Annotated in this window: 14 protein-coding genes, 1 tRNA gene and 1 pseudogene; 10 read left to right on the top strand and 6 right to left on the bottom strand. The window is 59.4% G+C overall.

The window, feature by feature from the left end; all coding sequences use genetic code 11:
• The coding region (locus AC2FNC_RS05420; protein ID WP_496714773.1) for a tyrosine-type recombinase/integrase at positions 1-425 on the bottom strand (425 nt) is incomplete at its 3' end.
• Positions 426-570: 145 nt separating this feature from the next.
• Between AC2FNC_RS05420 and AC2FNC_RS05415 the strand changes: the two are divergent.
• From AC2FNC_RS05415 to AC2FNC_RS05400, 4 genes and pseudogenes are all read left to right on the top strand, one after another.
• Positions 571-744 (top strand): annotated as a pseudogene (locus AC2FNC_RS05415) (tyrosine-type recombinase/integrase); the annotation flags it as partial.
• A gap of 181 nt (positions 745-925) precedes the next feature.
• Positions 926-1,186, top strand: a complete 261-nt coding sequence (locus AC2FNC_RS05410; RefSeq protein WP_496714772.1) for a DUF3489 domain-containing protein — start codon at positions 926-928, stop codon at positions 1,184-1,186.
• A gap of 5 nt (positions 1,187-1,191) precedes the next feature.
• Entirely contained in the window at positions 1,192-1,647 is a 456-nt protein-coding gene (locus AC2FNC_RS05405; protein WP_496714771.1) for a DUF2924 domain-containing protein, read from the top strand.
• The gene (locus tag AC2FNC_RS05400; protein ID WP_496714770.1) at positions 1,644-3,332 is read left to right on the top strand and encodes a recombinase family protein; all 1,689 of its coding nucleotides are present in this window, start codon (positions 1,644-1,646) and stop codon (positions 3,330-3,332) included. The genes AC2FNC_RS05405 and AC2FNC_RS05400 overlap by 4 nt, the downstream gene beginning before the upstream one ends.
• A gap of 186 nt (positions 3,333-3,518) precedes the next feature.
• On the opposite strand, the gene AC2FNC_RS05395 is transcribed toward AC2FNC_RS05400, so the two are convergent.
• Positions 3,519-3,602 (bottom strand) — tRNA-Tyr (locus AC2FNC_RS05395).
• Positions 3,603-3,718: 116 nt separating this feature from the next.
• On the opposite strand from AC2FNC_RS05395, the gene rlmB reads away from it, so the two are divergent.
• The 4 genes from rlmB to AC2FNC_RS05375 all read left to right on the top strand — a co-directional run bounded on the left by rlmB (position 3,719) and on the right by AC2FNC_RS05375 (position 6,010).
• The gene (gene rlmB, locus AC2FNC_RS05390) at positions 3,719-4,489 is read left to right on the top strand and encodes a 23S rRNA (guanosine(2251)-2'-O)-methyltransferase RlmB (protein WP_480516251.1); all 771 of its coding nucleotides are present in this window, start codon (positions 3,719-3,721) and stop codon (positions 4,487-4,489) included.
• Between the two features lie 15 nt (positions 4,490-4,504).
• On the top strand, positions 4,505-4,786 hold the full coding sequence (locus AC2FNC_RS05385) for a hypothetical protein (RefSeq protein WP_480517718.1): 282 nt from the start codon (positions 4,505-4,507) through the stop codon (positions 4,784-4,786).
• 182 nt (positions 4,787-4,968) lie between these two features.
• Positions 4,969-5,343: a YHS domain-containing (seleno)protein gene (locus AC2FNC_RS05380; RefSeq protein WP_480516253.1), complete on the top strand. Its 375-nt coding sequence runs from the start codon at positions 4,969-4,971 to the stop codon at positions 5,341-5,343.
• Positions 5,344-5,539: 196 nt separating this feature from the next.
• Positions 5,540-6,010, top strand: a complete 471-nt coding sequence (locus tag AC2FNC_RS05375; protein WP_480475887.1) for a CoA-binding protein — start codon at positions 5,540-5,542, stop codon at positions 6,008-6,010.
• Here the strand turns inward: AC2FNC_RS05375 and AC2FNC_RS05370 are convergent.
• The 3 genes from AC2FNC_RS05370 to hisF all read right to left on the bottom strand — a co-directional run bounded on the left by AC2FNC_RS05370 (position 6,007) and on the right by hisF (position 7,724).
• Positions 6,007-6,579: a hypothetical protein gene (locus AC2FNC_RS05370; protein WP_480516255.1), complete on the bottom strand. Its 573-nt coding sequence runs from the start codon at positions 6,577-6,579 to the stop codon at positions 6,007-6,009. The genes AC2FNC_RS05375 and AC2FNC_RS05370 overlap by 4 nt on opposite strands.
• A gap of 69 nt (positions 6,580-6,648) precedes the next feature.
• Positions 6,649-6,966 carry a phosphoribosyl-ATP diphosphatase gene (locus tag AC2FNC_RS05365; RefSeq protein ID WP_480475891.1) on the bottom strand — a complete coding sequence of 106 codons (318 nt, stop codon included), beginning with the start codon at positions 6,964-6,966 and terminating at the stop codon, positions 6,649-6,651.
• A complete protein-coding gene (hisF, locus tag AC2FNC_RS05360; protein WP_480476924.1) occupies positions 6,963-7,724 on the bottom strand; it encodes an imidazole glycerol phosphate synthase subunit HisF in 762 nt (253 codons plus the stop codon). The genes AC2FNC_RS05365 and hisF overlap by 4 nt, the downstream gene beginning before the upstream one ends.
• A 117-nt stretch (positions 7,725-7,841) precedes the next feature.
• On the opposite strand from hisF, the gene AC2FNC_RS05355 reads away from it, so the two are divergent.
• Positions 7,842-8,288 carry a DUF302 domain-containing protein gene (locus AC2FNC_RS05355; protein ID WP_480493785.1) on the top strand — a complete coding sequence of 149 codons (447 nt, stop codon included), beginning with the start codon at positions 7,842-7,844 and terminating at the stop codon, positions 8,286-8,288.
• A 4-nt stretch (positions 8,289-8,292) separates the two neighbouring features.
• On the opposite strand, the gene hisA is transcribed toward AC2FNC_RS05355, so the two are convergent.
• Positions 8,293-9,012 carry a 1-(5-phosphoribosyl)-5-[(5-phosphoribosylamino)methylideneamino]imidazole-4-carboxamide isomerase gene (hisA, locus tag AC2FNC_RS05350; protein ID WP_480493786.1) on the bottom strand — a complete coding sequence of 240 codons (720 nt, stop codon included), beginning with the start codon at positions 9,010-9,012 and terminating at the stop codon, positions 8,293-8,295.
• Between the two features lie 134 nt (positions 9,013-9,146).
• Between hisA and AC2FNC_RS05345 the strand changes: the two genes are divergently transcribed.
• A complete protein-coding gene (locus tag AC2FNC_RS05345; RefSeq protein WP_209504550.1) occupies positions 9,147-9,548 on the top strand; it encodes a DUF2147 domain-containing protein in 402 nt (133 codons plus the stop codon).
• Position 9,549: the final 1 nt, after the last annotated feature.

Here is a 9,549-nt window from a genome sequence, read left to right as displayed (position 1 = left end):
TCCGAGGCCCTGAGCCCGGCACCATAGGAGATGCTCAGCGCCGCCCGGTACTTCAGCCCCGGTCCTGGCGCGACCCGCAGCAGTGCCGCTACTTCCTCGGCGCTGAACACCACGGGGAGCTTGCGCGGCTGGGTGCGGAACTGCATGTGCCGCTTCATCTCGCCCCGCCCGCAGGTCGTCTCGAAGAAGAACCTCAGCGCAATGATGCGGGCGTTGTAGGTCGGCGGCGTGACACCGCAGTCGGTCATGTGAAGCTGGTAGGCGCGCAGATCGTCCGGCGTCGCGGTGTCCGGCGACCGTCCCAGAAACGCTGCGAAGTCCTTGATCGCCCGGATGTGCGACTTCTGAGACTTGTCACCCAGCCCCTTGATCCGCATGTCCTCGATCATCCGCTCGCGCAGCGGCGTTGTTCTCTCCTCCGCCATGGGAACCTCCTGTCTTTCGATTGAGAGGTCCCAATCGTCAGACAGCCGCGCCCATTCCCAAATGCACAGGGGTCAGATCAATGCAAAACGCCTGCCACAGGCTCCAATGCCGCGCGAGCGGCTTCGTCCAAGTCGCTTTAAGCAGCCGTATGGCACGCACTCGCTACGGCGTACCAAGGCTGCGCTGATCTACCGCAAGACCGGCAACCTGCGCGCAGTGCAGCTTTTACTCGGCCACAGCAAGGTGGACAGCACAGTTCGATACTTAGGCGTCGAGCTGGAAGACGCGCTGAATATCGCTGAAAAGATCGACATATGATGACCAAGCGGGCGGCGACAACTGCCCGCCATTCCTGGCGTTTGAATGCCGATCTTCCACTGGACTTCTGGGCAAGGGTGAGCGTCACTGAGGTTGTTGAACGAATTGAACCTCCCGCCCGGAACGCCGGGCTTTGGTCAGTACGGGCGCGAGAAAGCCCCGCGACCAACAGGAGAGGATAATGACCGAACAAATTACTGGGGCTCTTTCCACCGCCCCCGCGACGTCCACGTCGGCAAAGCCAGCGGGCAAGAGTAAGACCGAGATGCTGCGCAAACTGCTAGCGCGCCGCACCGGGGCAACAGTTGTGCAGATCCAAAAGCAGTTGGGCTGGCAGCCGCATACGATACGCGCGGCGATCTCGCAGCTGCGGTCGTCAGGCGTACCTGTCGAACTTGACCGGTCGGGCAGGGTGGCCCGCTACCGTATCATGCCCGGGTAAGGACAATGACGTTGACCGTGACCGCCCCCGATATCTGCCGACTGGCAGAAGCCGACGCCGCAACGCTGCGCCGGATCTGGCTGGAGACAAGGGGCACCGCGCCGCCCAAAACCTTTACCGCGCGCTTAATGCGGTTGTCGCTGGCATGGGACGCACAAGCTGTTTCGGCGGGAGGCGAGAACGCCCTTGCACGCCGTGCCTGGAAGCGGGTCATCCGGGCACGGATTGACTCGCGTTCCCTGAAAAGCCGCGGGGGCGCCGTGCCAGCAACGGTTGGTGATGGCACTCGCATCTTGAAGGACTGGGGCGGGAAGATGCATGAAGTGCTGATCACAGCGGATGGCGGTGCGACATGGAACGGCCAGAGCTATTCCTCGCTGTCGGCGGTGGCGCGGGCGATGACCGGGACCAACCGCAACGGACCCAGGTTCTTCGGGTTGCGCGAGGTCGCAAAGCCATGATCCGCCAACGCTGTGCCATCTACACCCGCAAGTCGACTGAGGAGGGGCTGGAGCAGGACTTCAACTCGCTGGATGCGCAACGTGAGGCCTGTGCGGCCTATATACTCAGCCAGAAGCACGAGGGCTGGGCAGAGCTCTCCGATCGCTATGACGATGGCGGGTTCTCCGGCGGATCCATGGACCGACCCGGAATTACAAAATTGCTTAACGATGTTGAGGCAGGCCGAGTCGACGTCATTGTTGTCTACAAGGTTGACCGCCTGACCCGGTCGCTGGCGGACTTTGCGAAGATGGTCGATCTCTTCGACGAGGCAGGGGTGTCGTTCGTGTCGGTCACCCAAGCCTTCAATACAACCTCGTCGATGGGTCGCCTGACCCTTAACGTCCTATTGTCATTCGCCCAGTTCGAGCGTGAGGTGACGGCTGAGCGTATCCGGGACAAGGTTGCAGCTTCCAAACGTAAGGGGATGTGGATGGGGGGCGCGGTGCCAATGGGGTACGACGTCAACGATAAAGCGTTGATTGTTAACCCGGTTGAGGCCGAAGCGATCCGCACCTTATTTGCCGAGTACCTGGCGGTCGGATCGGTACGCGAACTGTCCGACAGGCTCGACGCCCTCGGTATCGTAAGCAAACGCCGGACCGACCGATACGGTCGCACGACGGGAGGTACGTCCTTCTCTCGTGGCGCGCTCTACAACATCCTGCGCAACCCCGTCTACATCGGCAAGACCCGTCACAAGTATGAGTTCCATGATGGTTTACATAAGGCCATCATAGACGAAGCTACCTGGCGGCAGGTGCAGGAGCTGCTTGCAAGCCACGGTGGCAACAAGAGCGCAACGTCCCGACGGTCGGCTCGGCGCCTGCTGGACGGGCTGCTCTTTGATACCGTGGGCCGTCCAATGCGCACGACCTACGCCATCAAGTCTGCGCACAAGGGTGGAACCACCCAATCGCGGCGGTACTGGTATTACACGTCAACGCCGTCCAGCTCAGACAACCAAGGCAGTATCGAACGATTGCCCGCAGGAGAAGTCGAGCGGCTGGTTCTGAGTGGGCTCAAGACCCGCCTGGACGATCAGTCATGGCTGACCCGGCAGATCAGATCGGCTGTCGATTTGGATCCTTCGTCGATCACGGACATCCTTCGGGCAGCGGATTCTCTGAGCAACCAGATTGCCGATGAGGGTGAACACACAGATGCACATCACCTCAATGGCCTGGTTGATCGCATTGATTTGTCCAAGGAACAGTTTTGTGTTCGGTTGGATTTAGGTGCGTTACAGCCAACTGAGAACGCGAAACTACCAGTCCATGCCGCCTTCGAGGTCCCGTTCCAAAAGCGTCAGACCGGACGGGCGAGGCCGATCATCATTGCGTCGCCCGATGCGCCTCAGCCGGATCAGGGCCTCATCAACCTTGTCGCTGATGCGAGACGATGGTGGGCCGAACTTCTTGACGGCACGTCCGGCAGCATTCGCGAAATCGAAGACCGCGAAGGGCTCCGAAGTGGATCGATCAGTCGCATCCTGCCACTTGCCTGGCTGGCACCGGATATTTCAACGGCCATTCTCGAGGGTTGTCAGCCAAAACATCTCACAGCAATGAAGTTGCGTAGCCTTCCGGAATTACCGCTGGACTGGGATGAACAGCGGAAGAGTCTGGGCTTTCCGCATCAATAGCGCATTCAGGCCTGCCCTAAGACCTCACGCGCGAATGCCCCGCTGAGACTTCTGCCGATATCGCGCAGAAATGGCCCGGATCAGAGACCAAATGCGAGGTCTCTACCGCCGTCGCCCCTCGTAACCCACGGAAAAATAAACACTACGCGGGAGGGACGCGTATGCCAAGGTTTTGTGGAGACTGAGTGGTGGGCGACCCTGGAATCGAACCAGGCGTGCGTCTCCGCGAGGGAGTTACAGTCCCCTGCCACACCTTGCGGCCTGTCGCCCACTGTCAGGCGTTGCACCTGACGTGGAGGCGTGATTACTAGCGCACCAAAGGAGCGTCAACAGGAAAATTTCCCTTTGGCGCAGGAAACCGAATTCCCGGCCCGGAGGCCCTTGAAATGAAGAAACCCAAATGGGTCGTCGAAAAGGAACAGGCGCGCAAAGCTGCCGCTGCAGAAACCGTCTGGCTGTTTGGCCTGCACGCGGTTCGCGATGCGCTGATGAACCCAAAACGGCAAAAACTACACCTGATGGTGACGCGGAATGCATGCGATAAACTGGCGGAAGCTATTGAATTTGCTGGGATCGAGGCCGAGATAGTCGACCCGCGCAAGTTTTCTGCCCCCATCGATGCCGGATCAGTACATCAGGGCGCAGCGCTAGAGGTCAAGCCGTTGGAATGGGGTAGTCTGGCAGATAACTGCATCGGTCGTGAAAACCCTCGTGTCATTCTGCTGGACCGGGTCACCGACCCGCACAATGTTGGGGCGATTCTGCGCTCGGCCGAAGTTCTGGGGGCCAGTGCTGTGATCGGCACACGCCACCACTCCGCGCCCGAGACCGGAGCACTGGCAAAAACCGCCAGCGGCGCGCTTGAGCGGCAGCCCTATCTGCGGGTGCGCAACCTTTCGGACGCGATTGTCGAGCTTCAGGGCATGGGCTTTCTGGTTCTTGGGCTGGACGGAGAAGCCGACGTGACAATCGAAGGCGCTTTGGGCACTGGCCGGAACCGTCCCGTCGCGCTTGTGCTGGGCGCGGAAGGTCCAGGATTGCGGCAGAAGACAAAGGAAACCGTGGATCAGTTGGTTAAAATTGACGCAGCCGGGGGATTTGGTTCCCTGAACGTCTCAAATGCTGCGGCAATCGCCTTATATGCATCGCGACCCTGAATAAAGGAGAGCGTCATTCCCGGTCCTGCCAAAATCGCGACCTGCTGTTATTGCGGCACCCGGGCTGCCCTGATCCTGAAAGGCAAGGAACGGCACGAGCTTAGCTGTTCCAGCTGTGGGGCACCGCTGCACGACCTGAAGATGTTGCCCGTGCGGAAAGTACTCAAACCCGAACCGATGCGCGCCGCTGTGTCTCATACTGCCCCTCGGAAAACAAAGCGCAAAAAGAGGAAAAAGACCATGCTTGCGCGCGTGTTCGATGAAGCATGGGACGTGATCGAAGACGTCTTTGACTAAGTTTCAATTGGCGGACACTCATTCACAACCGCGTCAACAGGGGTTTCGAAAAGCGCGAAAAGTTGCATCTTGATGGTCTTGAATGTGCAGATTCAAATGTGACGATGCTGAACCGACGTACTCTTCTTTGCTCGCTGAGCACTGTGCTGCTTGCCCCTGCCGTATTTGCGCAGGACAAACCCGTGTATTACGCCACTGATGGTGTGGCGTTGGCGGGGTATGATCCCGTGTCATATTTTGGCAGCGATGCGCCCTCAAAAGGGGTACCCGAAAATGCGGTAATGTGGAAAGGTGCCCGGTGGCATTTCAAATCGCAGACAAATCGTGAGCTCTTCGAGGGCAATCCGCGCGCCTTTGCGCCGCAGTTCGGCGGCTATTGCTCGTACGGGATGGCGATGGGCGTGCTGAAAAGCACAGATCCCAATGCGTGGCAGGTGGTCGATGGGCGTCTTTACCTGACGCATTCGCCCGAGGTCGAGGAAATCTGGCAGCAGGATCAAACAGGGTACATTGCGATGGCCGAAGAAAATTGGCCCGCAATTCTCTACGGAAGATAGGTAAAGTTCAGCTAATTGTGAAAAGTCATCACAAAAATGCGCTGCCCCTCTTTTTTTTAATAGATCCATGCTTAAATGTCACAGTGACCGCGGAACGGAACTGCCGCGGGTCATTTCACTGTCCCTCGTTCCAACAACTGGCGCCCAAGCTTTCTTGGGCGCTTTTTTCTTTTTGGAACGCTGTTAAGGATAGGGCATGCCAGATTATTCCGATCAGTACCTCAAGGCCATTTTGCAACGCACCAAGACGGTGGCCGTTGTCGGCGTTTCCATGAACCCGGTGCGACCCAGCTATTACGTGGCGCGCTATTTGTCGCTGAAAGGGTTCAAGGTGATTCCCGTCAATCCGGGCCACGCGGGCAATGACCTGTTTGGTCAGACGGTTTGCGGCAGCCTGTCAGAAATTTCCGAGCCTGTGGACATGGTGGACATTTTTCGGCGGTCCGAGGCCGTGCCACCTATTGTGGACGAGGCGCTGGATGCGTTTCCGTCGCTCGGTACGATCTGGATGCAGATTGGTGTGGAACACCCTGAAGCGGCGGCAAAGGCCAAGGCCCGTGGGGTCGATGTGGTGATGAACCGCTGCCCCAAAATTGAATATCAGCGCCTGTTTGGCGAATTGCGCATGGGTGGATTTTCTACCGGGATCATTTCGTCCAAGCTTTAGGGTTTGGCGGGGACGTAAGGTTTCAGGCGGGCGACCTGTTCCTTCCGCCGCTTTTCCAGCACCACGTCGCGCGGGACCCAGTCATACCGGGTATCCTCGACCAGCGGAGACCAGAACAACACGCCGCCATAACGCCACGGGTCCAATACTACACCGTCATACAGCGTCGCGCCTTTACGGCTGATGATTGCGGTGCTGTGGTCGATCCGCGTCGGGTTGTCCGCGTTTGCGATGGCACGGTGCAGATCCAGCGTCCGGAAGTTTTCCTGTTTCAGCCGCCGCTCGATATCCTCGGCCCAATGCCAGCACAGCCCACGCGGGCGCAGCCCCTTGTTGACCTTCATATTATGGATCAGGGGCGGGTCTGTGATCTGGTATTCCTCGACCAGCTGGGCGGTATAGGCGTAAGCAATTCCCGCCGCGCGTCGGGCCTCCTCGGGGTCGATATCCGGGCCAAGGCCCTGAATCTCCGAGGCGAGCCGCTGCACCTCATCCCCGGTCGAGCGCGGCGGCGAGGTGCAGCCAGCCACGATGGCAAGGGTTGCCACAAGCATCAAAACTCGGATCATATCGCGCCTTCAGCCTGACAGTCTGGCATCCGATTATAACGGCACAGGCGACGGTGCGGAACCCGGGCCTTACCCTTTGGGGCGGGCAGCCTTTTCGGCGATACCACTGGTGCCCTGACGGCGGTCCAGCTCGGCCAGAACATCATCCAGCGCCACGTCCCGCGCGGCCAGCATAACCAGAAGGTGATACAACACGTCCGCCGCTTCCGAGGTCAGCTTAACCTGATCCCCTTTTACGGCTTCGATGATGGCCTCTATGGCCTCTTCACCAAATTTCTCGGCGCATTTCTCAGGGCCTTTCGCAAGTAGCTTGGCCGTCCAGCTGCTGTCGGGATCAGCCCCCTTGCGTGCCTCGATCGTGGCGGCCAGATCGTGCAAGATGCTCATGTCAACCTCATGGGGATGCCAGCTGCGACCATATGTTCCTTGGCCTCGCGGATGGTGTATTCGCCGAAATGGAAAATCGATGCCGCCAATACGGCGCTTGCGCCGCCCTTGGTGACGCCCTCGACCAGATGGTCCAGAGTGCCAACACCGCCCGAGGCGATCACGGGCACATCTACCGCGTCGGAAATGGCGCGGGTCAGCGGCAGGTTGAACCCGGATTTGGTGCCGTCGCGGTCCATTGAGGTCAGCAGGATTTCACCGGCCCCCTTGGCGACCACGGCTCTTGCAAAGGCAACCGCATCAATGCCGGTGGGTTTGCGCCCGCCATGGGTAAAGATTTCCCACTTGCCGGGGCTGACGGTCTTGGCGTCGATGGCGCAGACAATGCATTGACTGCCGAACTGATCTGCCGCTTCGGCAATCACGTCCGGGTTGGCAACCGCGGCCGAGTTGAAGCTGACCTTGTCCGCCCCCGCCAGCAGCAAGGCGCGCACATCGTCTTTTGTTCGCACCCCACCGCCCACGGTCAGCGGCACGAAACACTGTTCCGCCGTGCGCTGTACCACATCGAACATGGTGCCGCGATTCTCATGGGTCGCGTGAATGTCGAGAAAGCAGATCTCGTCCGCTCCGGCTGCATCATAGGCTTTGGCCGATTCCACCGGGTCGCCCGCATCGCGCAGGCCCACGAAATTCACGCCTTTGACCACACGGCCATCAGCAACATCAAGGCAGGGAATGATCCGGGTTTTCAGCATAGGATATCCTTTACGGGCGCACCTCTAGCGGCAAAGCCTTGCCGATGCCAGACTTGTGATTGTGAGCGGTCTCAAATCTGTGAGAATTGGGGTGAATTTCACAGAAGGAATATCGATATGCGTAGACTGATTCTGGCTTATGTTTTTTCGTTCGGAGGCGCGCTGACCGCTATGGCAGATGATCTGATCAAGGTTCAAACCGACAAATCCGTGGCCGAGGCGCTGGACGCGCTTGAAGCTGCCGTCGGAAATGCAGGCGCAACCGTGTTTGCCCGCATCGACCACGCGGCCGGGGCGGAAAAGATCGGCACGCCCATTCCCGCCAATCAGGTACTGATTTTCGGCAACCCTGCGCTGGGTACGCCAGCCATGCAGATCGACCCGCGTGCCGGGCTGTTTCTGCCTCTCAAGGTGCAGGCTTACGAAGACGCCAATGGCCAGGTGTGGCTGATCTATGAAGACCCGAAAGAGACATTGGACGACCTGAACGATGTCGACAAATCACCGGTCATCGAAAAGATGCGCGGTGCGCTGGCCAAGCTGACCGCCGCAGCCGCGCAATAACCGATCACGACAGGGCGCGGATGGCCTCGGCCAGGTCAATCGCGCCATCATAAAGCGCCCGACCCGAAATCGCGCCGTTCAGCGCAACGCCACAATCGCGCAGGGCGATCAGGTCGTCCAGCGAACTGACACCGCCTGAGGCGATCACCGGGATGGAAACGGCCTGTGCCAGGGCAGCGGTCGCTTCGATGTTCGGGCCCTGCATGGCACCGTCGCGATTGATATCGGTGTAGATGATTGCCGCAACGCCTGCGTCTTCGAAACTACGGGCCAGATCGGTGACCTGAACGTCGGTCTCTTCGGCCCAGCCCTTGGTGGCCACCATGCCGTTGCGTGCGTCGATTCCGACGGCGACCTTGCCGGGAAAGGCTTTGGCTGCTTCGCGCACAAGGTCGGGGTTTTCGACAGCGACAGTGCCCAAAATGACCCGCGCCAGCCCTTTCTCGATCCAGGTTTCGATCGTGGCCATGTCACGGATGCCGCCGCCCAGTTGCGCAGGCACCTTGCACGCTTTCAGAATTGCCTCAACCGGCGCTGCGTTGACCGGCTCGCCTGCGAATGCGCCGTTCAGGTCGACCAGATGCAGCCATTCGCACCCTGCCTCGACAAAAGCACGGGCCTGAGCGGCCGGGTCTTCGTTGAACACGGTGGCCTTGTCCATTTCACCACGCAGCAGGCGTACGGCATTGCCGTCTTTGAGGTCGATGGCGGGGTAGAGGATCATGTCGGGCGGCCCTATATCACTGTTACACGCGCGGGATATCGCACAAGCAGGGCAGGGGATGCAACGCGACGCTGGGTCATTCTTGCCCGTCGCCCACCGGCGGGTCAGACTGCCTTCAAAACAGGGAGAAAATCATGAAAACTTTTACTCTTTCAGCGGGCCTGATGCTGCTTGCTACGGCTGCTTTTGCGGACGATCCGGTTGACGGCCTGTGGAAAACCGCGCCGGGCGATACAGGTGGCTATCTGCATGTGACGATTTCCGAATGCGGCAGTGCGATCTGCGGCACCATCGACAGCGCTTTCGACGCGGATGGCAACCAGCAGCTGGAATATGAGAACCTTGGCAAAAAGATCATCTGGGACATGGTTCCCGAAGGGGGCGGCAGCTATGACAGTGGTAAAATCTGGGCCCCCGACCGGGACAAAACCTACAACTCGAAGATGTCACTGGACGGCCAGAACAAGCTGACCGTCAAGGGATGCGTGGCGGGCGGCCTGATCTGTCGCGGGCAAACCTGGACGCGGGTTCAGTAAG

This window comes from Ruegeria sp. BHSA123, from assembly GCF_059613425.1.
The sequence above is the reverse complement of the archived record's forward strand: the minus strand, read 5'-3'. Positions and strand labels throughout refer to the sequence as shown.

Coding starts and splice junctions, on each gene's coding strand:
- AC2FNC_RS05410 (WP_496714772.1), top strand. CDS start 926: ATGACCGAACAAATTACTGGGGCTCTTTCCACCGCCCCCGCGACGTCC.
- AC2FNC_RS05405 (WP_496714771.1), top strand. CDS start 1,192: ATGACGTTGACCGTGACCGCCCCCGATATCTGCCGACTGGCAGAAGCC.
- AC2FNC_RS05400 (WP_496714770.1), top strand. CDS start 1,644: ATGATCCGCCAACGCTGTGCCATCTACACCCGCAAGTCGACTGAGGAG.
- rlmB (WP_480516251.1), top strand. CDS start 3,719: ATGAAGAAACCCAAATGGGTCGTCGAAAAGGAACAGGCGCGCAAAGCT.
- AC2FNC_RS05375 (WP_480475887.1), top strand. CDS start 5,540: ATGCCAGATTATTCCGATCAGTACCTCAAGGCCATTTTGCAACGCACC.
- AC2FNC_RS05370 (WP_480516255.1), bottom strand. CDS start 6,579: ATGATCCGAGTTTTGATGCTTGTGGCAACCCTTGCCATCGTGGCTGGC.
- AC2FNC_RS05365 (WP_480475891.1), bottom strand. CDS start 6,966: ATGAGCATCTTGCACGATCTGGCCGCCACGATCGAGGCACGCAAGGGG.
- hisF (WP_480476924.1), bottom strand. CDS start 7,724: ATGCTGAAAACCCGGATCATTCCCTGCCTTGATGTTGCTGATGGCCGT.
- AC2FNC_RS05355 (WP_480493785.1), top strand. CDS start 7,842: ATGCGTAGACTGATTCTGGCTTATGTTTTTTCGTTCGGAGGCGCGCTG.
- hisA (WP_480493786.1), bottom strand. CDS start 9,012: ATGATCCTCTACCCCGCCATCGACCTCAAAGACGGCAATGCCGTACGC.
- AC2FNC_RS05345 (WP_209504550.1), top strand. CDS start 9,147: ATGAAAACTTTTACTCTTTCAGCGGGCCTGATGCTGCTTGCTACGGCT.